Raw genomic sequence first — 24956 nt, 5'->3', positions numbered from 1 at the left:
CATAAAGCCGCCCTCTTGTCGGGCGCGCTACTAAATGGAGCCATTATAGCAGATTTTCAAGGCAAATCTCAGAAAGATGAGATTTCTGCCCTGTTCACACGAGGATACTGCTCTTGCCAATGAAGCACATTCAGAACCCCGCCGTCCAGACGCACCTGCCGGATTTGTTCAACATCCACCTCAGCATAGGTCCAACCGGGGGTATTCATCACCCCTTCGGCCAGCACACCATTGGCAGCAAACCCCTTATCCGGTGGACAGAATACGCCCCCCATGCCGGTATTCACATCCACGGCCTCGCACCACGGGGCCTCACCGACGTTTGAGGCCATGACCGTCACACACTGCCCCTCAAGCGCGCGGGACATGGCCCCGATGCGCACGCGGGTGTAACCGGCAAGCGCCTCTGTCGCGGAAGGCACAAGGATGATTTCGGCGCCAGCCTCAATCAAACTGCGGCCAAGCAGGGGAAATTCCGAATCATAGCAGATCAGAATGCCGACCTTGCCAAAAGGCGTATCAAAGACCTTCAGCGGGCCGCCGCCTGCGATATCCCAATCTTCCCGCTCAAATCGGGTCATGATCTGTTTGTCCTGAAACACCATATCGCCCGCGGGGTTAAAGAACCGTGCACGGTTCACCACTTTGTCCCTGTCGGGAACAGGCGCGCTGGCAGCCAGAATGTAGGTGCCGGTTTCTTGCGCTAGGGCCGCGTGCAGCGCGTCGGCCTCGGCCACGCGCTCCGAGACCGCAGTGATCGACTGGGCCAGATCCCCTGCCCGTTCCGCCCCCGCCAATGAGGCCAATTCCATCGCGCCATATTCGGGAAACACCATCATCTGGGCGCCGTTTTCTGCGGCTTCATAGACCCAGCGCCGAATCTTGTCGGCATAGCTGGCCCACGAATCGTGCCAATCGATCGGGTATGCTGCGGCTGCGACTTTCATCGTACATCCTTTCGGTTTTTCGGGTCCGTTAGGTCAGTTAAAAACTAAGACTAGTTTACATATTATATCCGAACGACACCCGACCCCACCAAATGCCGATAGATTCTGCACCATTGCGAACGAGCATTTCTGCAAATTAAAAGCTACAAAAAATGTGTTCAGGCAGTGCTTGAACCGAGGGGCGCCAGCGGCGCCACTGGTCGGAAGTATATTTTCTCGAGTGACCGTCTATCCCCGTCCACAGCGTATGAAGCGTTCTTTGCGGTTTTTTACCAGTGGGCGTAATGAGTTTCATGGTCGGTCGTACGAGTGGCCCGCGCGGCACGTTTCACCTATCCCCCAACCCCTGGCCCCCTCACCGATTCCCGAGTTTTCAAAGCTCCCGCAGCCAAAACTGCAGGGGCTTTTCTGTTTGGGCTTCATCGCCCAGATCCTTCCAGCGGAACTTGGCGACCACGCCTTCTAAAGGCTGATAGCCGCGCTTACGCCAGAACGGGTCCAACGGGGCATAATCCGCAGGGCGCATGGGATGATCCAAGGGCCGCTGCACACCGCAAAAGGCCGTGTATTTGGCCCCCAAGTCGCGGGCGTGCTGTTCACGCAAATCAAAGAACCGGTGCCCCGCCCCCTGCCCGCGATATTCGGGCAGCAGCACGGATTCGGCGCAGTAAAAGATTTCGCCTAGATCATAGCCGCTGCCTTCAAAGGCGCTGGCAAAGTCCTGAGCGTGATCGGTCATAGGCGTACCGGTGGCCGCGCCGACCAGACGATCCCCGTCAAACGCGCCGACCAGAATGGTGCGGTCACTGTTGCGGTAGACCTGCATATAGCCACGCTCATACTCCAGATCACCATCGTAAAGATAAGGCCACGCGCGGAACACCGCGATCCGCAGACGCGCCACATCATCCAGCGCCGCATCCAATGCGGCACCGCGCAACGTCTCGATCCGCAGGCTCATGCCGAGACCTGACGAATCCAGTCTGCAAGGTTGTAGTAGGTGACCACGCGGGTGATCTTCCCGTCGCGCAAGCTAAAGAACGAGCCCGCCGGCAAGCGATAGGTCTGACCCTTGGCTTCAGGCAGACCTTCATCGGTCGCCAGATAGGTGCCGTTCACAATGAACTCGGCCGCGGCGCGGGTGCCGTCCTCGTTCACGAAGATGACCATATCGGTCAGCTCTTCTTTGTAGCAGCGGGTCATGTGGTCGTTGAAGGCGGCGAACTTTTCCTTGCCCTCACGCACCTGCCCCTCATTCACATGGTGGGCAATATCATCGGCCAGACAGTCCAGCATCTTGTCGGTTTCACCGGCGTTGAACGCTGTGAAATAAGTCTCGATCGTGTCCCGTGCGCTCATATCAAGTCTCCTCGCCAATCGGTTCGCCAAAATTGTCTTTCAGGCGCTCGATGATCTGTTCGCGCGCCGCCCTGAACTGGGCTAGCTTGGCCTCGCGGGTTTCGCCTAGTCCGGTAGGGTCCAAAATCGGCCAATATTCGACATCGAGGTGGAAATACCGCGTAAGCTCCAGCGCACGGCGCTGGCTGGCGGGAGAGAGGGCAACGATCAGATCGAACGACGACAGATCATCCCCCCACTCTTCCATCTGGTCGAAACTGCGCGCCCGGTGACGCTCCAGCTCGACGCCCAATTCTTTGCAGACAGCGACGGTAAAGCCGTCGATCTCCATATCGTTTTTGACACCGACAGACTGCACGTAGACATCCGTGCCATAGAACTTCTTCATCAGTCCTTCCGCCATGGGCGAGCGGACTGCGTTATGATCACAACAAAACAGGATTGATTGAGGAAGTTCCCGCGTCACCTATCAGCCCCCGAAGTGCAGAACGCAGATCAGGGTGAACAGACGGCGCGCAGTGTCGATATCGACCTCGGCTTTGCCTTCAAGGCGTTCCTGCAAGATGCGGGCGCCTTCGTTGTGGATACCGCGACGGGCCATATCGATTGCTTCGATCTGGCTGGGGGGCATCTTTTTCACAGCGTCGAAATAGCTGGCGCAAATCTGGAAGTAGTCTTTGACCACTTGCCGGAACGGCCCGAGCGAGAGGTGGAACTCTGCCGCCTTCTCGCCGCCTTCGGTGCTGATATCGAAGACCAGACGTTTATCGCGGATCGCCAGATCCACGCTATACGGGCCATCGGGCACGACACGGTCATCACGCACGGGCAGCACGAAGCTGTTATCTTCAAGAAGATCGAACATCGCGACGCGGCGCTCTTGTTCGATTTCGGGGGTGGGCGGCGGCAGGTTGCTGTCGTCCAGAGCAATATTACAAATACGAGACATGGCTTACTGAGGGGGTTGTTCCATATACGCCCCCGACTTTATCGACGCCCGCAGGCGGCGCAAGCGGAATGCCACGTCAAAGGGACTTCTGGTTCACCCTTTTGGACAGCTCTTCGGCTGATTCCACCCGTTCACTGTAGCGATCCAGCAGATAATCGTTCAAATCGCGGGTCAGCCAGGTGAACTTGACCAGTTCTTCCATCACATCAACCATACGGTTGTAATAGGGCGAAGGCAGCATTCGCCCCGCCGCATCAAACTCGTTAAAAGCCTTGGCCACGCTGCTCTGGTTCGGGATGGTCAGCATCCGCATCCACCGGCCCAAAGTGCGCATCTGGTTCACGGTGTTAAAGCTCTGACTGCCGCCGCACACTTGCATCAGGGCCAGTGTCTTGCCTTGGGTCGGGCGCACCCCGCCAAGCGACAGGGGAATCCAGTCAATCTGCGCCTTCATCACAGCGGTCATGTTGCCGTGCCGTTCGGGGCTGGACCAGACCATACCTTCGGCCCATTGAGCCAACTCGCGCAGCTCGGCCACCTTGGGATGGCTGGCGTCGGCGCCATCGGGCAGCGGAAGATCTTTGGGATCATAGAACCGCACCTCGGCCCCAAGGCGGGTCAGCACGCGGCCTGCCTCTTCGGCCAGAAGGCGAGAGAATGAGCGTTCGCGCAGCGATCCATACAGCATCAGTATACGCGGCGCGTGAGTGCTGCGTTCCGCGCCGAACAAACGCTGGGGGTCAAAGTCCTGAAACTGCGCGTCGTCGATATTGGGCGTATCGGTCACAGGGCGTTCCCTTCCTCATCCACCAGCACATTGCCTTTGGCATCCATAACCGGTCCCGCCAGAGGCTGCGCCAGCAAAGGCAACAGGTTCGACATGGGGCGGCAAATCGCGGTGCCTTTAGGGGTCTGCACGATGGGACGCTCCACCAGCACGGGGTTTTCGATCATCGCCTGAAGGATGTCGTTGGTGCTGACATCATCGCCAAGCAGCCCCAGTTCTTTCGCCTCTGCCTTGCGCATGGCCTGACGGGGGCTGATGCCCGCATCGGTGAAGAGGGTGACCAGCGTATCGCGGGTCCAGCCGGTTTTCAGGTATTCGACCACCTTCGGATCTTCGCCCGCTGCCTTCAAGATCGTCAGCGCGTTGCGCGATTTGCTGCAACGGGGATTGTGATAGATGGTCGCTGTCATGGTCCCTGCCCCTTTAATCGTTCAGCTTTTGCAGACGGGCGGTCACGGACAGGCCGTGCGCCTCAAGGCTTTCGCTCTTGGCCAACACCTCGGCCGAGGGGCCAATGGCCCGCAACGCCGCCGGAGTCATCTTGGCCAGCGTGGTTCGCTTGACGAAATCCATCACCGAGAGGCCAGAGCTGAAACGGGCCGAGCGCGCAGTGGGCAACACGTGGTTCGGACCGCCAACGTAATCGCCAATCGCCTCGGGCGTCCAAGCGCCAAGGAAGATCGCGCCCGCGTGGGTGATCTTTTCCGACAGCGCGTCAGGATCGGCGACGCACAGTTCAAGGTGTTCCGGCGCGATACGATCAGAAAGCGCGGCAGCCTGATCCATATCCTCAACCAGCACCACCGCCCCGAAATCACGCCAGCTTGCTCCCGCAATGGCGCGGCGTTCCAGCGTTTCCAAACGCTTTTCAACGGCGGCGACAACGTCGCTAGCAAAGGCTTCGCTGTCCGTGATCAGGATCGACTGCGCACTTTCATCGTGTTCGGCCTGCGACAGCAGATCAAGAGCGATCCAGTCCGCATCATTGTCCTTATCGGCAATCACCAGAATCTCGGACGGGCCAGCAATCATGTCGATGCCCACCTTGCCGAACACACGGCGCTTGGCGGCGGCCACAAAGGCGTTGCCGGGGCCGGTGATCTTGTCCACAGGCCGCACGGTTTCGGTGCCATAGGCCAATGCGGCCACGGCCTGTGCGCCACCGATGCGGTAAATCTCATCCACGCCAGCCAGACGTGCGGCCAGCAGCACCAGCGGGTTCGCGATGCCATCAGGGGTCGGCACAGTGATCGCCAGACGACCCACGCCAGCCACCTTGGCCGGAATCGCATTCATCAGAACGCTGCTGGGATAGGACGCCAAGCCACCGGGCACGTATAGACCCGCCGCCGAAACCGGCGTCCAGCGCCAGCCAAGCTCTGCCCCGCTGTCATCGACCCAGCGCTGATCTTCGGGCATTTGGCGTTCGTGATAGGCACGGATACGGGCGGCGGCGACTTCCAGCGCAGCGCGTTCCTCATCCGAGACCTGCGCGACCAGTGCGTCGATCTCTTCGGCCGTGAAGGCCAGTTGATCAGCACTCAGGACCATACGGTCGAACTTGGCGGTGTAGTCCAACAAAGCCGCATCGCCCCGCGCCCGAACATCTGCGATGATCTCGGCCACGATATGATCCACATCGGGGCTGTCCTCACGCTTGGCACCAAGCAGCGCGGTGAACTGGTCTTCGAAATCGGCGTCACGGGTGGACAGGAAAACGGGCATGGACTGCGGCTCCTTTAACTCTGGGCGCAGACATAGACCGCAGGGGCGCGGTCCTCAAGAACTACCCGCGCTACAAGCAAAAGGCCGCATCAGAGGTGCGGCCTTTCCAAACAGTTCTATCAGCGGATCATGCGCCGTGATCCGGCACTTTGCCCGAAGGTGCATAGTAGGGGCGCGTCACATCCCGCAATGTCGCCTGAACCGCCTCAACACTCAGGCGCATGGCGCCATCGCCAGCAAAGTTCAGAACAATATGGCCACTGGGCGCGTCGGTTTCCGCAAATTCGACCGACAGCAGCGACAGCACCTGATCCTTGTCGCTGCGATCAACCCCTTGGGACGCAACGCCCTGCACATTTTCAAAGACCAGAACCGATTGCACACGTTCGGGACGGGCGGCGGTCTTATCCTCCCAGCGGAAACGGTTCAGCAGCAGGGCAAAGCGCCCTGCCCCCTTTTCAAACCGCAACTCTGAGACCGGCAGCACCGCATCCTGCGCAAGGGCCGAGATCACAGCCAGATCTTCGGCATCCATCGCCCCAAGGTTCAGAGGCTTCGGACTGGCATCTTCGAAACGTGCGTCTTCGGTCACTGTTCTTTCACCCTTTCGATCTTGGCACCACATGCGCCAAGTTTGGTTTCGACGCTCTCATATCCGCGGTCCAGATGGTAGACGCGGTTCACGCGGGTTTCCCCTTCGGCAGCCAGACCGGCAAGAATCAGCGAAACCGAGGCCCGCAGGTCGGTGGCCATCACTGGCGCACCTTTCAGACGCTCAACCCCATGCACGGTGGCAGTACCGCCATGCACTTCGATGTTCGCGCCCATGCGGGTCAGTTCGGGGGCGTGCATAAAGCGGTTCTCAAAGATCTTCTCTTCCAGAACGCACGAGCCTTCGGCGGTACACATCATCGCCATGAACTGGGCTTGAAGGTCGGTGGGGAAGCCGGGGAACGGCTCGGTCGTCACGTCCACAGCCTTCACGCGGCCGTTTTTGCGGCGCACCTTGATGCCGTTTTCGGTCGCAGTGACCTCAACGCCCGCTTCTTCCAGCTTTTCGACAAACGCACCGATCAGATCCAGCGAGCCACCCAGCAGCTCAACCTCGCCGCCCGCAATCGCAGGGGCCAGCATGTAGGTGCCCAGTTCGATCCGGTCCGCGACGACCTGATGGGTCGCACCGTGCAGACGGTCTACACCTTGGATTTCGATGCGGCTGGTGCCGTCACCTTCGATCTGCGCACCCATCGCCCGCAGGCAGTTCGCCAAATCGACGATCTCGGGCTCGCGGGCGGCGTTGTTCAGAACGGTGGTGCCTTTGGCCAGCGTGGCCGCCATCAGGGCGTTCTCGGTCGCGCCAACAGAGGCGAAACGGAAATCAACGATGCCGCCTTTCAGACCGCCCGCCGCCTTGGCATGGACATAACCGTCACGCAGATCCAGATCGGCACCCATCGCTTCCAGAGCGGTCAGGTGCAGGTCCACGGGACGCGCCCCAATCGCGCAGCCCCCAGGCAACGAGACAATCGCGTGACCATCACGGGCCAACATCGGCCCCAGCACCAGAATCGAGGCGCGCATCTTGCGCACGATGTCATAGTCCGCCGTGTGGTTGTTGATATCGTGCGAGGACATCGCCAGCACCTTGCCCGACTGCAAGCTGGACACCTCGGCCCCCAGCGATTGCAGCAGCGTGGTCATGGTGCGGATGTCCGACAGACGCGGCGCGTTGGTCAGGGTCAGCGGCTCTTCCGACAGAAGGGTCGCAGGCATCAGCGTCAAACAAGCGTTCTTTGCACCCGCAATCGGGATTTGTCCGCGCAGCTCTGCGCCGCCCTGTACGATAATCGAATCCATCAATCTTGTTCCTTGTCCTGCTCGGCGGCTTTTTTTCGGGCCGACGCTTGGGCTTTGCGCTTGGCCATATTCGCTTTCAGCGCGGCCTTCATACGCTCTTCGCGGCCCGCGTCCTTATTTTTCTTGGTATTTTTCGGTGTGTTCGGCTGTGTCATGCCCTGTCTGTACATGTAGATGAAAAAACCGTCCAGATTGCCCTTGCACACCCTGAATTTTGTTATTAGAAGCCCCCTCACCGAAAGGGCGCTGACACAGCGGACCGGCGGACACACCGGAAACGGAAACGCTAAGTCGCTAGAAAACAACGCCTTTCAGCACAGGATGCTGCAGTAGCTCAGTGGTAGAGCACTCCCTTGGTAAGGGAGAGGTCGGGAGTTCAATCCTCCCCTGCAGCACCATCTTATTCCCGATAAAACAGACGCTTAACACAATCGCACAACATCGCGTCCATGTGCCGGCGCATTTTACGCGACCAATGCGTGCGCCAGTTCACAGTGCAATCTGTCGTAGATCATTTTTCCAAAGAGCGAACAGGTTCATCCTCTTTTCATCAAAGGAATTTTCCGGTGAGAGGAGAGTAAGATGCAGATCACTTTTGAAGGTAAGACCGCCGTTGTCACGGGTGCCGCCTCGGGAATCGGTGCTGCCATCGCCGCCGAACTGGCAGCCTCCGGCGCAACAGTCATAGTGGCCGATCTGGATCAGAGCAAAGCCGATGCCGCCGCCAAGGCCTGCGGCAATGGGGCAATCGGCGCAGCGGTCAATGTCGCCGACGAATCATCCGTTGCAGCCCTCATGGCTCTGGCAGTGCAGAAAACCGGCTGTCTGGACTATCTGGTCAACAACGCAGGCATAGGCGGTGCACTGGCTCCAACGGGCGAATACCCCACAGACAGCTGGCGTCAGGTGATCGATGTGAACCTCAGCGGCGTTTTCTACGGAATGCGCTATGCGATTCCCGAAATGAAAAAGACCGGCGGCGGAGCGATTGTGAACATCGCATCGATTCTGGGCTCGGTCGGGTTCGCACAATCACCGGCCTATGTGGCAGCAAAACATGGGGTGGTTGGCATGACAAAATCGACAGCCCTTGAACATGCCGCCGACAACATCCGCGTCAACTCGGTCGGGCCGGGCTTTATCCATACGCCGCTGGTTGACGATGCGCTGGACAAAGACGCGCAGGCCTATCTGGAAAGCATCCATGCCCTCAAACGCATGGGCACCCCCGAAGAGGTGGCCTCACTCGTGGTCTACCTCTTGTCGGATAAGGCCAGCTTTATCACAGGCTCGTACCATCTGGTCGATGGCGGCTACACCGCCCAGTAGCACCCCACGAACAAGGGGGGCTCGATGCCCCCCTTGTTCGTTCCACCCCTCAAAGGCAGATCAATCGATCCATTCCCACGGACGGGTATGGCTGGCCAGAATTTCGGCCACACGAGGATCAGCGCCGTTCGGACCCTTCTGAACCCGCGCCACAAGCCCGCGTTTTTTGTCATCCACCACTTCGGCCACATGACAGCCGGTCTCGGCCAAAGCTGCCGAGTATATCCGCGCAATCGCCATCTTCCGCAGGTCCGGCTTGAAGATTTTGCCGACAGCCGTCTTAGGCAATTCCGGCATAATCTCCAGATGCTTGGGGTAAGCTGCCCGCTCATGGATATGCTTGCGCGCATGCTCCATCAGTTCCTCGACCGAGACCTCGGCCCCGCTGACCAGTTCCACATAGGCGCAAGGCACCTCGCCCGAATGGGGGTCCGGCTGGCCGATCGCACCGGCAAAGGCCACCGCCTGATGGGTCAGCAACGCCTCTTCAATCTCGGCAGGGTCGATATTGTGACCACCACGAATGATCAAGTCCTTGGCACGGCCTGTGATCCACAGATATCCGTCAGGATCCAGACGGCCCAGATCGCCCGTGCGCAGGTAAATATCGTGGTGGAACAGATCGCGGTTCTTGTCCGCCTCGGTATAGGTCGAGCCTGCAAAGACGCCGGGGTTCGCCACACAAATCTCGCCCACCTCATCGGGGGCGCATTCCACAGGACCATCCGCAGTGCTGCGCAGGATTTTGACTTCGGTATAAGGGAACGGGATGCCCACGCTGCCCACACGCTTTTCCCCAGCCGGCGGGTTGATCGAAACCAGACAGGTCGCCTCGGTTAGACCATAGCCTTCGCAAATGGTGACGCCGCAAGCGGTCTCAAAGCGGCGGAACAACTCCAGCGGCATCGGGGCTGAACCCGAAAACGCCGTCTTAAGGGTCGAGATATCCGCGTCCACTTTCCGCTGCATCAGCGCCGAAACGGCGGTCGGCACCGTGATCATGAAGGTCACCTGCCACTTTTCCACCAGCTTCCAGAAGTTATCAAAGACCCCTTCCCCGCGATAACCCGCAGGGGTCGGGAAGACCACATGGGCGCCGCTGGCGATCATTGACATCAGGATCGGATGCACAGCAAAAACGTGGAACAGCGGCAGCGGGCAGATCACCGTGTCCTGCTCGTCAAACAACAGACGGGCCCCAAGCCAGCCCTGATAGACCATGCCCGAATACTTGTGCTGCGCCACTTTCGGCATGCCCGTGGTGCCGCCGGTGTGGAAGTAGGCCGCAACGCGATCCTCTTTCACATCTTCAAAATCCAGCGTGCGGTTCTGGCGCGCGATGGCCTTGGTAAAGTTCATCACATCCGCATGGGCATAGTCCGGTGCCTTGGGGCGGATCAACGGCACGATCCACGACTTGGGCGGGGTCAGATAGCGCAGCAGGTCAATCTCAAGCACCGTATGGACGTTCGGCGCGTGCTTGACGGCCTCAGCGGCCTTCTGGGCGATATCCGTCTTGGGGAAGCTGCGCAGAGTAACCAGCACCTTGGCGTTCGTCTCACGCAGGATGGCGCTAATCTGCTCAGGCTCCAGCAATGGGTTGATCGGGTTCACGACCCCCGCAACCATGCCCCCGAGCAGCGTGAAAACAGTCTCATTGCTGTTGGGCAGCAGGAAGGCCACAGTATCATTCGGGCCAATCCCCAAACTGCGCAGCAAGTTCGCGGTTTGACACACTTTGCCATACAGTTCGGACCACGTCAGCGTCTCACCCTTATCCGAAGGATCGGACGTCAGCTGGAAACTCACCGCAGGACGATGACCGTGCTGGTCTTTGGCGTTGGCGATGAAGTCATGAATGGTCCGGGCGACGTTACGGTCCGCCCAAGACTTTTCGGCTTCGATATCCGTGCGATCCTTTACAGATGCAAAGGTCATATAATTCCTCCCCGGCCCGTTGGTCCGGACCCCGTTTTTGTTCCTCGCTATAAGGATGCGGTGTCCATTGCGATGGCGCAAGCCTGACGCAACGAAAGAGTCAGCTTTGCGCCGTAGCGTTATTCCGCCGCCAGACCATCGGTAAATTGCAGTCGGGCCAACCGCGCATAAAGGCCACCTTCGGCGACCAAAGCGTCATGTTTTCCTTGGGCAACGATGCGCCCGTCTTCCATGACCACAATACGATCAGCCTTCTTCACCGTCGCCAGACGGTGCGCCACAACAATGGTGGTCCGGTTCTTGGACAACTCGTCCACGGCCTGTTGCACCAACCGCTCTGATTCTGCGTCTAGGGCGCTGGTGGCCTCATCCAGCAGCAGAACTGGCGCATCGCGCAGGATGGCACGAGCGATGGCGATACGTTGCTTCTGACCGCCCGACAGCATCACGCCCCGCTCACCCACATAGGTGTCATACCCGTCGGGCAGAGCGGCGATAAAGTCATGGGCGGCAGCGGCGGCGGCGGCGGCCTCAACCTGTGCATCGGTGGCATCGGGACGACCAAAGCGGATATTCTCGCGGGCCGAGGCCGCAAAGATCACCGGATCCTGCGGCACCAGCGCCATCTCACGGCGGAAGGCATCACGATCCAGATCAGTCAGTGCCACACCATCCAGCAGGATTTGACCGGCACTCGGATCATAGAAGCGCTCGAGCAACTGGATGACGGTGGATTTGCCCGCACCCGAGGGGCCAACCAGCGCCACAGTCTCACCCGGGGCCACATCCAGCGTGACATTGTTCAACGCAGGGGCATCTGGGCGGGCAGGATAGACAAAGCTCACGTCATCAAACGTAATCGCCCCGCGCACCGGTTTCGCCAGCGCCGCAGGCTGCGCAGGATCGGTCACTGTATCTTCGGCATTCAACAGCTCAACCAAACGCTCGGTCGCGCCAGCGGCACGCTGCAATTCGCTCCAGATTTCGGACAACGCCCCGACAGAGCCCGCAACCATAACCGAGTAGATCACGAACTGGATCAGCGCACCGGCCGACATGCCCCCTGCCCGCACATCCAGCGCCCCGATCCACAGCACGCCCACGACGCCCGCAAAGACCAGAAAGATCACGATCGCCGTCATAAAAGCACGCGTGGTGATCCGGCGTCTGGCCGCGTCATAGGATTTCTCGGTCACATCAGAGAACCGGCCACGGCTTTTGCTCTCTGCGGTAAAGGCCTGCACAGTCTGGACCGACAGCAACACCTCTGACGCCTCGCCCGAGCTTGCCGCGATCCAGTCTTGGTTTTCACGGCTTAGGACACGCAGCTTGCGCCCCAGCGTCAAGATCGGCACCAGCACCAGCGGCACAATCAGCAGCACCAGACCGGTCAGCTTGGCCGAGGTCGCCAGCATCAGGATCAGACCACCAAAGAGGATCAGAACATTGCGCAGCGCCACGCTGATGGACGAGCCGATCACCGACAGGATCAGGGTCGTATCGGTAGTGATCCGGCTCAGAACCTCGCCGGTCATGATGTTTTCGTAGAAAGTGGGGCTCATACCCACCATCCGGTCGAACACCGCCTTGCGGATGTCGGCCACCACGCGTTCGCCCAAGCGGGTGACCAAGGCATAGCGGGCCGCCGTACCAAGGGCCAAAAGCCCCGCCAAAGCCAGCGCAGAGCCGAAATAAAGATTCAGCATCGCCCCATCAGTGACGCCGAAGTTGTCCACCACGCGGCGCACCGCCAGCGGCAACATCAACGAGATCCCCGCCGTCAGAACAAGCGCCACCATCGCCAGAGCCACCAACCCGCGATAAGGCATGATGAACGGCAACAATGACCGAAGAGCCCCCACACGCTTGGATTTTTCACGTTCGGGCAAAGAAGCACTGGATGAGGGTCTGCGGGCCATGGGTCCTCCGGAATAACGCAGGTTACATGGCCGTCGGGGGATGGCGGGTCAAGCACTCAGTGCGTGAAGAACGACACTACCGCGGGAAACGCGGCGTAGTTCAGACTATCTGCCAGTCCGGTGCAGGCAGGGATTCGCGAAAAGCAAAGCGCTCCAGATGCTTCCAGATCACGTTCTGGCCACGCTCCAACCCCGCCGCATCCTCTGCTTCGATGGTGACTTTCAACAGATCGTCCCCCGCAATCATCTGGGCCGTCGCCACGTCAAAAACACAGCGCCCTTCGGTGGCAGTAAAGACGACTTCGGTCTTGTGCTGAAAGTGTTTGCAGAGTTGCTGCAAATAGCGGCTTGCGTTGTCGGTTCGAAAAATCGTGAAGGTTTTCATCGTACTTCCTGAAATCTTAGTATTTCTATCAGGATAAATCGTGTACTGCCAGAAAACAACGGGTGCTTGCACCAGAACCATCACAAAGAGGCGAGCGACCGTACCCACTGCCCGGCCCACTACAACATTATAGGACAGCTGGGATAAAGGACCGCACAAGTGGCCAGCCCCCGCAAACAAGACATCAAAAAAGTTGGGATTTTTTGGAGCGGGCGGCGGGAATCGAACCCGCGTCATTAGCTTGGAAGGCTAAGGTCTTACCACTACACAACGCCCGCGCTCCGCCTGTAGGTATGCCATGGCACGGACGAGGTCAAGGGATCGGTTCAATCAATTCCGGCCCTTCTGCGCGGTTGGAATTCACCGCCGGATCAACGCGGTACCATCGTAAAACCTCTTCCGCTGCCGGACGCATCAAAGGCGCGGCACCGTGTCCCTCTTCGCCCAGCCACAGGCCGAAATTCTCGGGCTCCAGCACTACGGGCATCCGGTGATGGATCGTCGACATTCCCTCATTCGCCGCACACGTCACAATTGCGCAAGTGCGGGTCGGCCCCTCAGGCCCCTCCCACTCTTGCCAAACCCCCGCAAACGCCATCGGCGCCCCATCCGTGCGAAAAATATACCAAGGTAAGCGTTTGCCGTCCGGTGTCTTGGTCCATTCATAAAACCCGCTTACCGGCAAGATACACCGCCGCTGCCTGCACGCCTCACGGAAGGCGGGCTTCTGTGCAATCGTCTCAGCCCGCGCATTGATTAAAAGCGGACCGTCGTTAGGCGCGTTGTACCACTTGGGAATAAACCCCCAGCGCATCGACACCAACCTGCGCCGCTCTCCGGCCAGTACAACAGCAACATCATTGGTCGGACAGACATTGTAATTCGGCGTTTCGGGCAAATCATTTGCGGGCAAAGCGTCAAAAATCTGCGCCATCGCCTCTTCGGGAATTGTGATCGAAAATCTTCCGCACATGGCCCCGACCTTCCAAGCTTAGCCGCTTCACTGAAGCTATTATGAGTATTTAAGCAATAAAGAAGTCCACCACCGCTTCTTTATTGCTTAAATACTCAAATAAAACGGGCCGCACCCTCAAGTGCGGCCCACAAATTTGCGATTACAGTGCGATCACTTCGCGCTGATACGGCCGTCGGTGTAGGGCTTATAAGGGCCTTGCGCCGCGATGTATTCCGCCACGACATCTGCCAGATCAGGGCCAAAATCGTAGGCATTTTCCGCATCAACGAACATTTTGAACCCGTCGCCGCCATTCCGAACGTAGTTGTTTGAAACAACACCGTAAGTTGCGGCGGGATCGATCGGTGCATCGCCGACCATTACATCGCTGACGCGGCTACCCGGCTCTGCGGCAGCATCAAATTTGAAGCTCATGCCGGAAACCTGCGGGAAGCGGCCTGCGCCTTCCTCGATCTGGCTGACGCCGTTCTCAAGCGCCTCAACAATGGTGGCGCCGCTGACCTGGAAAGTCGAGAGGGTGTTCTGGAACGGCAGCACGGTCAGCACTTCGCCCATGGTCACTTCGCCAGCGTCGATGCTGGCACGGACGCCGCCGCCGTTCTGGATGGCGATCTGGATGCCCTGACCTTTCACGCGCGCCAGCATGGCGTCGGCAACAAGGTTCCCCATCTGGCATTCGCCAGCACGACAGGAATTCCGGTCACCGTCGATGGCTTCGGCGGATTCAGCGACAACCTTGTTGCGGATTTCTTCCAGCGGCGCGGCTGCTTCGGTGATGCGGGCAACGGTGGCTTCATCCTCGGTGACGGCGGCGTCCATGATGATCGGCTGGCCCGATGCCTCAAGAATGTTGCCTTCATCATCGAAGGTGACGTTCAACTCGCCCAGGAACTTGCCGTAAGCATACGCCGACAGGATCTGCGTGCCGTTGACGACCGTCGGATATGGGCCTTCGGCGCCTTCCATGTCGCCCAGCAGGGTGTTGCTGTGACCGCCCACGATCACATCGACGCCCGTGGTCTCGGCAGCAACGCGCTGATCCACCACATAGCCCGAGTGCGACAGGACGATGATCTTGTTCACACCCTCTGCGGTCAGCTTGTCCACTTCGCCCTGCACGGCCTGCACCGGATCGGTGAAGACGACGTTTTTGCCGGGCGAGGCCAGTTCGTCGGTGTCTTGCGGCGTCAGGCCGATCAGGCCGATCTTTTCGCCGCCCCGCTCAATCACGGTAGATTTCTGCAGCTTGCCTGCCAGCGCGGGCTCCATCGAGACATCGGCGTTCGACATCAGGACGGGGAAGGTTACCGCATCCATAAAGCCTGCAAGCACTTCGGGGCCGTCGTCGAATTCGTGGTTGCCAACGGTCATCCCGTCGTAACCCATCTTGTTCATCATCTCGGCGGCAAGCTTGCCTTTGTAATAGGTGTAGAACAGCGTGCCCTGAAACTGGTCTCCGCCATCGAACAGAACGCTGTTGTTGCTGCGGGCGCGGGCGGCCTCCAGCGCGGTCACCAGACGGGCAGAACCGCCAAAGCATTTGCCTTCGGCATTATCTTCGGCCCCACAGGTGCTGTCGTATTTGCTGATCGGTTCAAACCGCGAATGAAAGTCATTCGTGTGCAGGATGGTCAGTGAATAGTCAGCGGTGGCGGCAGACGCGGCCAAAGCAAGCGCTGCGCTGGTCGTAAACAGACGGATCATCAGGAAACCTTTCTTTCGACTCAGTCCAATGGGGTGATGCTAAAGGCATTAGCTCTCAATCGACGACACCTTTGTGAACTTGACGTGGGGACGCGCAGGGGCCATCACCGCCATATGCTGATTTACAAGATCTTTCGCGCCCCCGAGTGGGCCCTTTTGCAGTCTCAGGGCGAGACCATCGGCGCGCCGGTGGATGTCACGGACGGCTATATCCATTTCTCGACCGCCAAACAGGCGGCCGAGACAGCGGCCAAGCATTTCGCCGGTGCCGAAGGACTGGTGTTGCTGGCGGTAGAGACCGACAGGATGGATGGCGATCTGCGCTGGGAGCCGTCGCGCGGCGGGGCTCTGTTCCCTCATCTTTACCGTGCGTTACAGATGGAAGACGTGCTGTGGCACAAGCCGCTGCCCCTTGGCCCCGACGGGCTGCATCAATTCCCTGAGGACATGACATGAAGCTGATCGAAAAGATCGGAATGCGGGCGATCCGTTCGTTCGACCCCGAGGCCGCCCACGGTCTGGCGCTGAAGGCGTTGCAAAGCGGACTGGCCCCGCGCCCCGGCGTGGTGAAGTCTCCGCGTTTGACCACCAAGCTGGCGGGCCTTCCTCTGGCCAACCCTTTGGGTCTTGCGGCAGGCTTCGACAAGAACGCCGTGGCGCTCGCGCCCCTGTCCAAAGTGGGCTTCGGCTTTCTTGAGGTGGGTGCCATCACGCCCCGCGCCCAACCCGGCAACGCCCGCCCGCGTCTGTTCCGCCTGAGCGAAGACAAAGGTGTCATCAACCGCTTTGGCTTTAACAACGAAGGCATGGTCGTCGCGGCCGAGCGTCTGGCGAACCGCCCCAAGGACGCGGTGATCGGTCTGAACCTTGGTGCGAACAAGGACAGTGACGACCGCGCCGGCGATTACGCGAAGGTGCTGGCGAAATGCGGCCAGTATCTGGATTTTGCCACGGTGAACGTCAGCTCTCCCAACACGGAAAAGCTGCGTGACCTGCAAGGGCGCGAGGCACTGTCGGCGCTACTGGCCGGTGTGATGGAAGCAAACGCGGGTCTGGACAAGCCGATCCCCATCTTCCTGAAGATCGCCCCCGATCTGGATCACGATGCATTGGCCGAGATCGCCGAGGTCGCCATTGAGGCCAAGCTATCCGCGATCATCGCCACCAACACCACCCTGTCCCGTGATGGTCTTAAAAGCGCCCAAGCAGGTGAGATGGGCGGTCTGTCGGGCCAGCCTCTGTTTGAAAAATCCACCCGCGTTCTGGCGCAACTGTCTGTGCTGACCGAAGGGAAAATCCCGCTGGTGGGTGTGGGCGGCATCGGCAACGCCGAGCAAGCCTATGCCAAGATCCGTGCGGGGGCCTCGGCGCTGCAGATCTATTCGGCACTGGTTTATGAGGGGCTTTCGCTGGTGGAAGACATCCTTGAAGGGCTGGACGGTTTCCTGCTGCGCGACGGCTTTGGCAACATCGGCCAAGCGGTGGGATCAGGGCGCGGCGACTGGCTGTAACGCGCCTTACCGGACTGATGAAACGCCGCGCCACCCGCGCGGCGTTTTGCTATTTCAGGGCAGCCCGTTCTAGCGCGGGATAGCGCAGCCCCAGCGTGATGCCCCGTACCACAAAGCTGATCAGCATCGCCATCCAAAGGCCGTGATTGCCGAACATCGGCACCAGCACCAGCACCGCGCCCACATAAATCAGAAAGCTGACCACCATCATGTTGCGCATGTCCTGACTACGGGTCGCACCGATAAAGATGCCGTCCAGCATCCACGCTGCCACCCCCACCAAAGGCGCGGCGACCATCCACGGCAGATAGATGCGGGCCGCCTCTTGCACGTCAGGTGCCTTGGCCATCAGATCAATGATCCAGCCCCCCGCCAGTGCAAATCCCAGCGCCATCAGCACCGACGCCCCCGCCGCCCAGACCGAGGCATAGACCGCCCCTTTGCGCAGATGGCTGACACTGCCCGCGCCAAAGGCCACACCCACCAGCGCCTCGGCAGCAAAGGCGAAACCGTCCAGCGCATAGGCGGTGATGCTAAGGAACTGCAACAGCACTTGGTTGGCCGCCAGCGACACATCGCCAAAGTCGGAACTGAGGAAGATAAAGCTGACAAAGATGCCTTGCAGCAGGGCCGAGCGGATCAGGATGTCAGTATTCACCAACGCCATCTGCCGCAGACGAGCAGTGTCAAAAACACGCTGCCAGTCCCGCCATGCAGGCACGTTGAACGCCGCACGGCACAGCCATAGGCCCACGGCCAGACCGGACAGTTCTGCCAGCAGCGTGGCATAGGCCACCCCTTGCACGCCCCAGCCCAGTTTCAGCACGAACAGCAAATCCAGCAGGATGTTCATGCCGTTCATCAATAGCTGGATCACCAACACGCCCCGCGTCCGCTCTTGCGCGATCAACCAGCCGGTGATGCCATAAAGGGCAATCGGCGCAGGCGCGGACCAGATGCGGATGGACATATATTCGCGGGCCAGTGCCTCGACCTCGTCCGAGGCGGGGGCCAGCCGGAACCCCAGATCAAAGATCACCCCTTGCAGCGCGATCAGGGCAAGCCCCCCCACCAGCGCAATCATCAGGACACGGGTCAAAAGGGCAGCCACCTCAGACCGGTCCCCTGCCCCTGCGGCCTGACTGACAAAGCCGGTGGTGCCCATACGCAGGAACCCGAAGATCCAGTAAACGCTGGTCAGCATCACCGCACCCACGCCCACTGCCCCAATCGGCGCGGCCAGCCCCATCTGCCCGACAACGCCCGTATCCACCGCGCCCAAGATCGGCACAGTCGCATTTGACAACACAATCGGCGCCGCGATCTTCAGAACGCGGCGGTGCGTGACCTCGCGCAGTGTCTCAGTCATTCAGTTGCGGCATCATGAAATGGCCGGTGGCCTGCGCGAACAGCTTATCGCGATTGTCTTGCCATGCCTCAACGTGGACGCTGGCATAGCGGCGACCCACGCGATTGATCCGCGCCCGCGCATAAGCATCCCGCGGCAGGCCGGATCGCAGATAGTCCACGGTGAAATCAATCGTGCGCGGCAGGCGCAGGGGGGGCAGTTCATTACCCTCGGTCTCGATCTCCTGCCAGATCTGGTTCCAGCCAAGCTCGATGATCGCAGTGGTTTCCAGAAAGGCTGCCGTGGCCCCACCGTGAATGGCGGGCAGCATGGGGTTGCCGATCAGCTTGTCATCATAATGCATGATGGCGGTCAGCTCATCCCCGCGACGGTCAAAGGTCACGCCGAGAAACTGGATGTAGGGCACACGTGCCACCAAAGCGGCCAGCGCCGCATCGCGCCGCTGCTTGACGACCTGAACGGGTTCGGGACGGGGACGGCTCATGCTTTGGACCTCTCAAAAGTAAAGGCACCAGTGGCGGTGGCAACAGGACGGTCCGGGTCATCATCCACCGCCTCGGCGCGAACAAAGGCCACGGCGCGGGTCACATGATAACAATAGGCCCGTGTGCGGATGGTCTGACCCGGTGTTGCGGCACGCATGTAGTCGATCCGCAGATCGATGGTCGCGGTGGCCTTCGGCCCGTCAGGATGGCTCATGACGGCGGCGCCACTGCACGTATCCATCAGCGCCGAGACAGCGCCCCCGTGGATCACCCCTGTTTCGGGATCGCCAATCAGCCTTTCGCTATAGGGCATTTCGATCGTGGCTTCGCCATCCCCGATTCCGGTCAGCTTCATTCCCAGCGCACGCGAATGCGGAATCGCCTCGATAAACTGGGCCGCAAGCTTGGCCTTATCTGCGGTCATTGCCGTCTCCCTGCTATTCGCCCTGAATATGAGAACATCGCGGCGTCACAGTAAAGAGCGCTGGTTGCCCTGCATGAAACTTCGCCCTACCCTCCGCGCCAAGTGGAGGATGACCATGACCGAACCCCGTCTAAGCTTTAAAGAAATGTGCGCCAAGTTCGATGTGACGCCGCGAACCTTGCGCTATTACGAATATATCGAGCTTCTCGCCCCCGAGCGCGAAGGCCGGTCGCGGTTCTATGGCCCCAAAGAGATTGCGCGCATGACACTGATTCTGCGTGGACGGCGCTTTGGCTTTCAACTGGAAGACATCCGCCAGTGGCTGCTGATCTATGAAAAAGAAGGCACAACGGCCCAGATGGAGGCATGGATCGTCATGGCCGACGGGCAGTTGAAGGAACTGGCCGAACAACAGGCGCAACTGGAATTGGCCCGCAAGGAATTGCAGCAATTGCGCGATGACACGGCCGAAGCGCTGAAAAAAGCAGTCTAAACCGTTCAGTTCAAAAAATGACCCTCCGTCACACCACAAAGTGACGTGACGTATCGTTTACGTAAACGTAAACTCCCGTTGTATCGTGATGCCCAGACGCTATCTGCGTTTCGGATCGCATCCCACGGGAGAGACGAATGAACGACAAGATTATGACCATCCGCGAGATGTGCGAGGCCTACGATGTGACCCCGCGCACCCTGCGTTTCTATGAGGCGAAAGAGCTGATTTTCCCCATCCGCGATGGGCAGAAGCGGCTTTTCACCAAGCGCGACCGCGCGCGTCTGAAACTGATTTTGCGTGGCAAACGGTTCGGCTTCAGCCTCGAGGAAATCCGCCAGCTTCTGGACCTGTATCACATGGGTGATCAACAGCTGACCCAGCTGTCCCGCTCTTATGAAATCGGCAAAGAACGCCTGCGCGACATGGAACAGCAGCGCGACGAACTGACAGAGGCCATCGAAGACCTCAAAGACCAACTCAAATGGGGCGAGAAAGTCATCCTCTCGCTTCAGCAACAGGACAACAAGAAGGCTGCCGAGTAGCCCTCGGTCTGCATTCAGGGAGAGAGAGAACACATGCCTACCTACACCGCTCCGACCAAAGACATGCAGTTCATCCTGCACGAGGTGCTGAACGTCTCGGGCTCGGATATTCCCGGTTATGACGAAATGGACCGCGACACCACGCAGGCCATTCTGGACGAAGCCGCGAAGCTGTCGGAAAACGTTCTGGCGCCCCTGAACAAGGTGGGCGACGAACAGGGCTGCACCTTGGAGAACGGCGTGGTTCGTACACCCGAAGGCTTCAAGGCAGCCTATGACCAGATGCGCGAAGGCGGTTGGATCGGTCTGGACTGTGACCCCGAATACGGCGGTCAGGGCATGCCCTACCTGATGAACTCGGCTGTGAGCGAAATGTTCGTATCCGCCAACATGGCCTTCAACATGTATCAGGGCCTCAGCCACGGGGCGATCTCGGCGATCCAGACCCATGGCTCGCCCGAGCAAAAGGCCAAGTTCCTGCCCAACATGATCGAAGGCAAATGGTCCGGCACCATGAACCTGACCGAGCCCCACTGCGGCACCGATCTGGGCCTGATCCGCACCAAGGCCGAGCCTCAGGATGATGGCAGCTACAAGATCACCGGCTCCAAGATCTGGATCTCGGCGGGCGAGCACGACATGACCGACAACATCATCCATCTGGTGCTGGCAAAGGCACCGGGCGGTGGTGAAGGCACGAAAGGCATCTCTCTTTTCATCGTGCCCAAGTTCATGGTGAACGAAGACGGCAGTCTGGGTGAGCGCAACGCCGTCAGCTGCGGCGGGCTTGAGCACAAGATGGGCATCAACGGCAACGCCACCTGCGTGATGAACTATGACGGTGCCACTGGCTACTTGATTGGCGAAATGCACAAAGGCATGCGCGCCATGTTCACCATGATGAACGAAGCCCGCATCGGCGTTGGCCTGCAAGGCTATGCCCAAGGCGCGGTTGCCTACCAGAACGCTCTGGGCTTTGCCCGCGAGCGCCTGCAAGGGCGCGAAGTCACCGGCGTCAAGAACCCCGATGGCCCCGCTGATCCGATCATCGTCCACCCCGACGTGCGCCGGAACCTCTTGATGCAGAAGAGCTTTGTCGAAGGCGCCCGCGCGTTTGCCTTCTGGGGCGCCCAGATGATCGACGCCGCCCACCGCAAAGGCGACAAAGAGGCCGACAACATGGTCTCGCTGCTGACCCCCGTCATCAAAGGCTTCCTGACCGACAAAGGGTTCGAGACCACCGTTCTGGCCCAGCAGACCCTTGGCGGGTCGGGCTTCACCAAGGAGTGGGGGCTGGAACAGTTCGTCCGCGATGCCCGCATCACCATGATCTATGAAGGCACCAACGGCATCCAGTCGCTGGACCTTGTGGGCCGCAAGCTGGCAATGAACGGCGGCAAGACCATCATGGCCTTCTTCGACATGGTGAAAACCTTCATCAAAGAGAACGAAGGCAACGAGGCCCTGAAAGCAGGCTTCCTTAATCCCCTGAAAAAGGCCAGCAAGGACCTTCAGGCAGCAGGCATGTACTTCATGCAGAACGGCATGAAAAACCCGCACAACGCGCTGGCCGGCAGCTATGACTTCATGCACCTCTTCGGTCATGTCTGTCTGGGTCTGGTCTGGTCGCAAATGGCAAAAGCGGCCTATGCCTCGCTGGAAAGCGGGACCGGCGATCAGGAGTTCTACAAGACCAAGATCGAAACCGGCCGTTTCTACATGGCCCGCCAATTGCCCGCCACTGCACTCCACCTGTCGCGTATCGAGACAGGCGCTGATACGGTGATGACGCTGGAGGCCGCCAACTTCTGATCAGCCACAGGGCTGGCCGGTTCTCTGGCCAGCCTATGACGATCAGTAAGAAGAGTACCAAATGCCCAAACGCCTCCGCCTGACCCGCCGCTTTCCCATCGCCATGAGCGAGGACGGCTACCGCCGCCTGAAGCGGTTCGCCCAAGAAGCGGGTCTGGAAGAAGGGGAAGCCCTCTCGTTCATCTTCGAGAACTTCGACAGCATCATGCACGAAGAACGCTTTCCCCACCGCCTGCGCCTGTTCAACGGGGAACTGGACGCACGCAAACGATAAACCGGCGCGCCTGTGGAGATCACAGGACGCCTTCGGCGCGAAGGTATTTGGTCCAAGATGAAAGAGGCAGCGCCCATGCCGGATCGGGTCGCCCGTTGCGACTGCGGTACATCATGGGAAAAGGCGCTGCCCGAACAGAGAATGGGTCATCGGGGTAAACGCCTCGTTACCCTCCTACGAGAAAATGGGCTTCTTTATTGCCCAAATACTCACGGCGCTGGTTTTTCCAAATGCGCCATGACCGGAGGAACGCGATGACGATGAAACTGCACTGCTTTGGTGAAAGCGGCCATTCCTACAAAGTGGCCCTTACGCTGGCCCTGTCCAGCGCGGATTGGGAGCCGGTCTTTATCGACTTTTTCAAGGGCGAGACGCGCAGCGAAGATTATCGCGCGAACGTCAATGAGATGGGCGAAGCGCCGGTTCTGGTCGACGGCGATCTGAAGCTGAGCCAGTCGGCCGTGATCCAGCAGTATCTGAGCGAAAAGACGGGCAAGTTCGGCGGCACCTCGGACGCGGAAAAGCGCGAGATTCTGCGCTGGCAGATCTGGGACAACCATAAGCTTTCTGGTCAAGTTGGTATGTTGCGGTTTCTGATGAATTTTCTTCCCGAAGAAAAGCGCCCGCAAGAAGTGATCGCCTTTACAACTGCCCGCGTCACAGCGGCCTATGCGGTTTTGGATAAACATCTTGCCGGCCGCGACTGGATCGTCGGCGACAGTATCACCAATGCCGATCTGACCTGCTGCGGCTATCTCTACTACCCCGAGCCATTCGGGTTTGACCGCGCGGACTGGCCCAATATCGACGCCTGGCTGAGCCGCATCAGCGCTCAGCCCGGTTGGAAGCACCCCTATGATCTCATGCCCGGCAATCCCAGTGATCGGGCCTGACACCAATACAATTATCTGACCAAGAGGAGAGGCAGATGGCTGACGCCTTTATCTATGACGCAGTGCGCACCCCGCGCGGCAAGGGCCGCAAGGATGGCAGCCTGCATGAGGTGACCGCAGTGCGCATGGGCGCAACGGTTCTGAACGCGCTGAAAGAGCGCTCGGATCTGACCGGTGATGAATTCGAGGACGTGATCTGGGGCAACGCGACCCAAGTGATGGAACAGGGCGGCTGTCTGGCGCGCACCACCGTCATGGCGTCGGATCTGGCCGAGAATGTACCAGGCCTGTCGATCAACCGTTTCTGCGCATCCGGTATGGAGGCCGTCAATCTGGCAGCCAACCAGATCAAGGGCGGTTCGGGCGATGCCTATATCGCCGGCGGCGTTGAAATGATGAGCCGCGTGGCCATGGGCAGCGATGGCGCCGCCGTGGCAGTAGACCCTACCGTGGCCATGGATCACTACTTTGTTCCACAGGGCATTGCCGCTGACATCATCGCCACCGAATACGGTTTCAGCCGTGACGACGCCGATGCCTTTGCCGTGGAATCCCAGCGCCGCGCTGCCGAGGCATGGGCGGCGGGCCGCTTTGGCAACTCGGTCATTCCAGTGCGTGATGTGAACGGTCTGATCATTCTGGACCATGACGAATACATGCGCCCCGGCACTGACATGCAGGCGCTTGGCGCGCTGAAGGCCAGCTTCAAGGATCAGGGCGAGGTGATGCCCGGTTTCGACAAGATCGCACTGATGAAATACCCGCATCTTGAGCGGATCAACCACATCCACCACGCGGGCAACAGCAGCGGCATTGTGGATGGTGCGGCAGGCGTTCTGGTTGGCTCGAAAGAATTCGGCGAGCGTCACGGTCTGAAGCCCCGCGCAGTTATTCGCGCGACGGCCAAGATCGGCACCGATCCGACCATCATGCTGACCGGCCCCGTGCCTGTCACTGAAAAGATCCTGCGCGAAAGCGGCATGTCGATCAGCGACATTGACCTCTTCGAGGTAAACGAGGCGTTCAGCGCCGTGGTCCTGCGCTTTATGCAGCGCTTCAACGTGGATCATTCCAAGCTGAACGTGAACGGCGGCGCGATTGCGATGGGCCACCCGCTGGGGGCCTCGGGCGCGATCATCATCGGCACCCTGCTGGACGAGCTGGAGCGGACGGGCAAAAGCACCGGCCTTGCCACCCTCTGCGTTGCCAGCGGCATGGGCGCAGCCACCATCATCGAACGGGTTTAAGCGGGCGCAAGACCTGCGAGGAGGAATT

The 24956-nt window shown here is 59.6% G+C and carries 28 protein-coding genes and 2 tRNA genes; 10 read left to right on the top strand and 20 right to left on the bottom strand.

Annotation, left to right across the window (positions count from 1 at the left end; all coding sequences use genetic code 11):
- Positions 1 to 68: 68 nt before the first annotated feature.
- From CLV74_RS04670 to CLV74_RS22750, 11 genes are all read right to left on the bottom strand, one after another.
- Complete coding sequence (locus tag CLV74_RS04670) at positions 69 to 947, bottom strand: carbon-nitrogen hydrolase family protein (protein WP_106263052.1); 879 nt, start codon at positions 945 to 947, stop codon at positions 69 to 71.
- A 373-nt stretch (positions 948 to 1320) separates the two neighbouring features.
- Positions 1321 to 1908 carry a GNAT family N-acetyltransferase gene (locus tag CLV74_RS04665; protein WP_106263051.1) on the bottom strand — a complete coding sequence of 196 codons (588 nt, stop codon included), beginning with the start codon at positions 1906 to 1908 and terminating at the stop codon, positions 1321 to 1323.
- Positions 1905 to 2306 (bottom strand): ketosteroid isomerase-related protein, encoded by a 402-nt coding sequence (locus tag CLV74_RS04660; RefSeq protein ID WP_106263050.1) that lies wholly within the window; start codon positions 2304 to 2306, stop codon positions 1905 to 1907. Before CLV74_RS04660 ends, CLV74_RS04665 begins: the two co-directional genes overlap by 4 nt.
- Position 2307: 1 nt before the next feature.
- Complete coding sequence (locus tag CLV74_RS04655; protein ID WP_106263049.1) at positions 2308 to 2772, bottom strand: arsenate-mycothiol transferase ArsC; 465 nt, start codon at positions 2770 to 2772, stop codon at positions 2308 to 2310.
- A gap of 3 nt (positions 2773 to 2775) precedes the next feature.
- Positions 2776 to 3255 (bottom strand): UPF0262 family protein, encoded by a 480-nt coding sequence (locus CLV74_RS04650; protein WP_106263048.1) that lies wholly within the window; start codon positions 3253 to 3255, stop codon positions 2776 to 2778.
- A gap of 76 nt (positions 3256 to 3331) precedes the next feature.
- Positions 3332 to 4042 (bottom strand): arsenical resistance protein ArsH, encoded by a 711-nt coding sequence (gene arsH / locus CLV74_RS04645; protein WP_106263047.1) that lies wholly within the window; start codon positions 4040 to 4042, stop codon positions 3332 to 3334.
- Complete coding sequence (gene arsC, locus CLV74_RS04640; RefSeq protein ID WP_106263046.1) at positions 4039 to 4452, bottom strand: arsenate reductase (glutaredoxin); 414 nt, start codon at positions 4450 to 4452, stop codon at positions 4039 to 4041. Before arsC ends, arsH begins: the two co-directional genes overlap by 4 nt.
- A 13-nt stretch (positions 4453 to 4465) precedes the next feature.
- Positions 4466 to 5767, bottom strand: coding sequence for a histidinol dehydrogenase (gene hisD, locus CLV74_RS04635; RefSeq protein ID WP_106263045.1), 1302 nt, complete (start codon positions 5765 to 5767; stop codon positions 4466 to 4468).
- A gap of 127 nt (positions 5768 to 5894) precedes the next feature.
- Positions 5895 to 6359 carry a DUF2948 family protein gene (locus CLV74_RS04630; protein ID WP_211299006.1) on the bottom strand — a complete coding sequence of 155 codons (465 nt, stop codon included), beginning with the start codon at positions 6357 to 6359 and terminating at the stop codon, positions 5895 to 5897.
- Complete coding sequence (gene murA / locus CLV74_RS04625) at positions 6356 to 7624, bottom strand: UDP-N-acetylglucosamine 1-carboxyvinyltransferase (RefSeq protein ID WP_106263043.1); 1269 nt, start codon at positions 7622 to 7624, stop codon at positions 6356 to 6358. Before murA ends, CLV74_RS04630 begins: the two co-directional genes overlap by 4 nt.
- Complete coding sequence (locus tag CLV74_RS22750) at positions 7624 to 7779, bottom strand: hypothetical protein (RefSeq protein WP_170107980.1); 156 nt, start codon at positions 7777 to 7779, stop codon at positions 7624 to 7626. The genes murA and CLV74_RS22750 overlap by 1 nt, the downstream gene beginning before the upstream one ends.
- 168 nt (positions 7780 to 7947) lie before the next feature.
- Here CLV74_RS22750 and CLV74_RS04615 point away from each other — a divergent pair.
- A tRNA-Thr gene (locus CLV74_RS04615) sits at positions 7948 to 8022 on the top strand.
- 184 nt (positions 8023 to 8206) lie between these two features.
- Positions 8207 to 8953 (top strand): SDR family NAD(P)-dependent oxidoreductase, encoded by a 747-nt coding sequence (locus CLV74_RS04610; protein ID WP_106263041.1) that lies wholly within the window; start codon positions 8207 to 8209, stop codon positions 8951 to 8953.
- A gap of 60 nt (positions 8954 to 9013) precedes the next feature.
- On the opposite strand, the gene CLV74_RS04605 is transcribed toward CLV74_RS04610, so the two are convergent.
- The 6 genes from CLV74_RS04605 to CLV74_RS04580 form a co-directional block, all read right to left on the bottom strand.
- Complete coding sequence (locus tag CLV74_RS04605; protein WP_106263040.1) at positions 9014 to 10891, bottom strand: acyl-CoA synthetase; 1878 nt, start codon at positions 10889 to 10891, stop codon at positions 9014 to 9016.
- A 119-nt stretch (positions 10892 to 11010) separates the two neighbouring features.
- On the bottom strand, positions 11011 to 12810 hold the full coding sequence (locus CLV74_RS04600) for an ABC transporter transmembrane domain-containing protein (RefSeq protein ID WP_106263039.1): 1800 nt from the start codon (positions 12808 to 12810) through the stop codon (positions 11011 to 11013).
- A 100-nt stretch (positions 12811 to 12910) separates the two neighbouring features.
- Positions 12911 to 13195, bottom strand: a complete 285-nt coding sequence (locus tag CLV74_RS04595; RefSeq protein WP_106263038.1) for a DUF2218 domain-containing protein — start codon at positions 13193 to 13195, stop codon at positions 12911 to 12913.
- Between the two features lie 204 nt (positions 13196 to 13399).
- Positions 13400 to 13473, bottom strand: a tRNA-Gly gene (locus CLV74_RS04590).
- Between the two features lie 35 nt (positions 13474 to 13508).
- Positions 13509 to 14168, bottom strand: a complete 660-nt coding sequence (locus CLV74_RS04585) for an SOS response-associated peptidase (RefSeq protein WP_106263037.1) — start codon at positions 14166 to 14168, stop codon at positions 13509 to 13511.
- A 153-nt stretch (positions 14169 to 14321) separates the two neighbouring features.
- Positions 14322 to 15875 (bottom strand): bifunctional metallophosphatase/5'-nucleotidase, encoded by a 1554-nt coding sequence (locus CLV74_RS04580; protein WP_425430965.1) that lies wholly within the window; start codon positions 15873 to 15875, stop codon positions 14322 to 14324.
- Between the two features lie 114 nt (positions 15876 to 15989).
- On the opposite strand from CLV74_RS04580, the gene CLV74_RS04575 reads away from it, so the two are divergent.
- Both CLV74_RS04575 and CLV74_RS04570 read left to right on the top strand, forming a co-directional pair.
- Positions 15990 to 16331 (top strand): DUF952 domain-containing protein, encoded by a 342-nt coding sequence (locus CLV74_RS04575; protein ID WP_106263035.1) that lies wholly within the window; start codon positions 15990 to 15992, stop codon positions 16329 to 16331.
- Positions 16328 to 17386, top strand: a complete 1059-nt coding sequence (locus CLV74_RS04570; protein ID WP_106263034.1) for a quinone-dependent dihydroorotate dehydrogenase — start codon at positions 16328 to 16330, stop codon at positions 17384 to 17386. The genes CLV74_RS04575 and CLV74_RS04570 overlap by 4 nt, the downstream gene beginning before the upstream one ends.
- Before the next feature lie 49 nt (positions 17387 to 17435).
- Here the strand turns inward: CLV74_RS04570 and CLV74_RS04565 are convergent, their stop codons facing one another.
- Genes CLV74_RS04565 through CLV74_RS04555 form a run of 3 tightly spaced genes read right to left on the bottom strand, consistent with a single transcriptional unit; the run spans position 17436 to position 19664 of the window.
- Positions 17436 to 18755 (bottom strand): MATE family efflux transporter, encoded by a 1320-nt coding sequence (locus tag CLV74_RS04565; RefSeq protein ID WP_106263033.1) that lies wholly within the window; start codon positions 18753 to 18755, stop codon positions 17436 to 17438.
- Positions 18748 to 19239 (bottom strand): PaaI family thioesterase, encoded by a 492-nt coding sequence (locus tag CLV74_RS04560; protein WP_106263032.1) that lies wholly within the window; start codon positions 19237 to 19239, stop codon positions 18748 to 18750. The genes CLV74_RS04565 and CLV74_RS04560 overlap by 8 nt, the downstream gene beginning before the upstream one ends.
- On the bottom strand, positions 19236 to 19664 hold the full coding sequence (locus CLV74_RS04555; RefSeq protein WP_106263031.1) for a PaaI family thioesterase: 429 nt from the start codon (positions 19662 to 19664) through the stop codon (positions 19236 to 19238). Before CLV74_RS04555 ends, CLV74_RS04560 begins: the two co-directional genes overlap by 4 nt.
- A gap of 115 nt (positions 19665 to 19779) precedes the next feature.
- Here CLV74_RS04555 and CLV74_RS04550 point away from each other — a divergent pair, with 115 nt between their 5' ends.
- The 6 genes from CLV74_RS04550 (at position 19780) to CLV74_RS04525 (ending at position 24928) form a co-directional block, all read left to right on the top strand.
- Entirely contained in the window at positions 19780 to 20157 is a 378-nt protein-coding gene (locus tag CLV74_RS04550) for a MerR family transcriptional regulator (protein WP_106263030.1), read from the top strand.
- A 137-nt stretch (positions 20158 to 20294) separates the two neighbouring features.
- Entirely contained in the window at positions 20295 to 20702 is a 408-nt protein-coding gene (locus tag CLV74_RS04545) for a MerR family transcriptional regulator (protein WP_106263029.1), read from the top strand.
- A gap of 33 nt (positions 20703 to 20735) precedes the next feature.
- Positions 20736 to 22514, top strand: coding sequence for an acyl-CoA dehydrogenase C-terminal domain-containing protein (locus tag CLV74_RS04540; protein ID WP_106263028.1), 1779 nt, complete (start codon positions 20736 to 20738; stop codon positions 22512 to 22514).
- Between the two features lie 61 nt (positions 22515 to 22575).
- Positions 22576 to 22788, top strand: coding sequence for a hypothetical protein (locus CLV74_RS04535; protein WP_106263027.1), 213 nt, complete (start codon positions 22576 to 22578; stop codon positions 22786 to 22788).
- 254 nt (positions 22789 to 23042) lie between these two features.
- Entirely contained in the window at positions 23043 to 23681 is a 639-nt protein-coding gene (locus CLV74_RS04530; RefSeq protein ID WP_106263026.1) for a glutathione S-transferase family protein, read from the top strand.
- A 35-nt stretch (positions 23682 to 23716) separates the two neighbouring features.
- Positions 23717 to 24928, top strand: a complete 1212-nt coding sequence (locus tag CLV74_RS04525; protein WP_106263025.1) for an acetyl-CoA C-acetyltransferase — start codon at positions 23717 to 23719, stop codon at positions 24926 to 24928.
- Positions 24929 to 24956 lie beyond the last annotated feature (28 nt).

Origin of the sequence: Donghicola tyrosinivorans, assembly GCF_003003355.1 — a bacterium.
GTDB lineage: Bacteria > Pseudomonadota > Alphaproteobacteria > Rhodobacterales > Rhodobacteraceae > Donghicola > Donghicola tyrosinivorans.
The sequence above is the reverse complement of the archived record's forward strand: the minus strand, read 5'-3'. Positions and strand labels throughout refer to the sequence as shown.

What these genes read in the sequence shown, in the direction of transcription:
- CLV74_RS04670 (WP_106263052.1), bottom strand. Translation starts at nt 947, where the DNA reads ATGAAAGTCGCAGCCGCAGCATACCCGATCGATTGGCACGATTCGTGG.
- CLV74_RS04665 (WP_106263051.1), bottom strand. Translation starts at nt 1,908, where the DNA reads ATGAGCCTGCGGATCGAGACGTTGCGCGGTGCCGCATTGGATGCGGCG.
- CLV74_RS04660 (WP_106263050.1), bottom strand. Translation starts at nt 2,306, where the DNA reads ATGAGCGCACGGGACACGATCGAGACTTATTTCACAGCGTTCAACGCC.
- CLV74_RS04650 (WP_106263048.1), bottom strand. Translation starts at nt 3,255, where the DNA reads ATGTCTCGTATTTGTAATATTGCTCTGGACGACAGCAACCTGCCGCCG.
- arsC (WP_106263046.1), bottom strand. Translation starts at nt 4,452, where the DNA reads ATGACAGCGACCATCTATCACAATCCCCGTTGCAGCAAATCGCGCAAC.
- hisD (WP_106263045.1), bottom strand. Translation starts at nt 5,767, where the DNA reads ATGCCCGTTTTCCTGTCCACCCGTGACGCCGATTTCGAAGACCAGTTC.
- murA (WP_106263043.1), bottom strand. Translation starts at nt 7,624, where the DNA reads ATGGATTCGATTATCGTACAGGGCGGCGCAGAGCTGCGCGGACAAATC.
- CLV74_RS22750 (WP_170107980.1), bottom strand. Translation starts at nt 7,779, where the DNA reads ATGACACAGCCGAACACACCGAAAAATACCAAGAAAAATAAGGACGCG.
- CLV74_RS04610 (WP_106263041.1), top strand. Translation starts at nt 8,207, where the DNA reads ATGCAGATCACTTTTGAAGGTAAGACCGCCGTTGTCACGGGTGCCGCC.
- CLV74_RS04605 (WP_106263040.1), bottom strand. Translation starts at nt 10,891, where the DNA reads ATGACCTTTGCATCTGTAAAGGATCGCACGGATATCGAAGCCGAAAAG.
- CLV74_RS04600 (WP_106263039.1), bottom strand. Translation starts at nt 12,810, where the DNA reads ATGGCCCGCAGACCCTCATCCAGTGCTTCTTTGCCCGAACGTGAAAAA.
- CLV74_RS04595 (WP_106263038.1), bottom strand. Translation starts at nt 13,195, where the DNA reads ATGAAAACCTTCACGATTTTTCGAACCGACAACGCAAGCCGCTATTTG.
- CLV74_RS04585 (WP_106263037.1), bottom strand. Translation starts at nt 14,168, where the DNA reads ATGTGCGGAAGATTTTCGATCACAATTCCCGAAGAGGCGATGGCGCAG.
- CLV74_RS04580 (WP_425430965.1), bottom strand. Translation starts at nt 15,875, where the DNA reads ATGATCCGTCTGTTTACGACCAGCGCAGCGCTTGCTTTGGCCGCGTCT.
- CLV74_RS04575 (WP_106263035.1), top strand. Translation starts at nt 15,990, where the DNA reads ATGCTGATTTACAAGATCTTTCGCGCCCCCGAGTGGGCCCTTTTGCAG.
- CLV74_RS04570 (WP_106263034.1), top strand. Translation starts at nt 16,328, where the DNA reads ATGAAGCTGATCGAAAAGATCGGAATGCGGGCGATCCGTTCGTTCGAC.
- CLV74_RS04565 (WP_106263033.1), bottom strand. Translation starts at nt 18,755, where the DNA reads ATGACTGAGACACTGCGCGAGGTCACGCACCGCCGCGTTCTGAAGATC.
- CLV74_RS04560 (WP_106263032.1), bottom strand. Translation starts at nt 19,239, where the DNA reads ATGAGCCGTCCCCGTCCCGAACCCGTTCAGGTCGTCAAGCAGCGGCGC.
- CLV74_RS04555 (WP_106263031.1), bottom strand. Translation starts at nt 19,664, where the DNA reads ATGACCGCAGATAAGGCCAAGCTTGCGGCCCAGTTTATCGAGGCGATT.
- CLV74_RS04550 (WP_106263030.1), top strand. Translation starts at nt 19,780, where the DNA reads ATGACCGAACCCCGTCTAAGCTTTAAAGAAATGTGCGCCAAGTTCGAT.
- CLV74_RS04545 (WP_106263029.1), top strand. Translation starts at nt 20,295, where the DNA reads ATGAACGACAAGATTATGACCATCCGCGAGATGTGCGAGGCCTACGAT.
- CLV74_RS04540 (WP_106263028.1), top strand. Translation starts at nt 20,736, where the DNA reads ATGCCTACCTACACCGCTCCGACCAAAGACATGCAGTTCATCCTGCAC.
- CLV74_RS04535 (WP_106263027.1), top strand. Translation starts at nt 22,576, where the DNA reads ATGCCCAAACGCCTCCGCCTGACCCGCCGCTTTCCCATCGCCATGAGC.
- CLV74_RS04530 (WP_106263026.1), top strand. Translation starts at nt 23,043, where the DNA reads ATGACGATGAAACTGCACTGCTTTGGTGAAAGCGGCCATTCCTACAAA.
- CLV74_RS04525 (WP_106263025.1), top strand. Translation starts at nt 23,717, where the DNA reads ATGGCTGACGCCTTTATCTATGACGCAGTGCGCACCCCGCGCGGCAAG.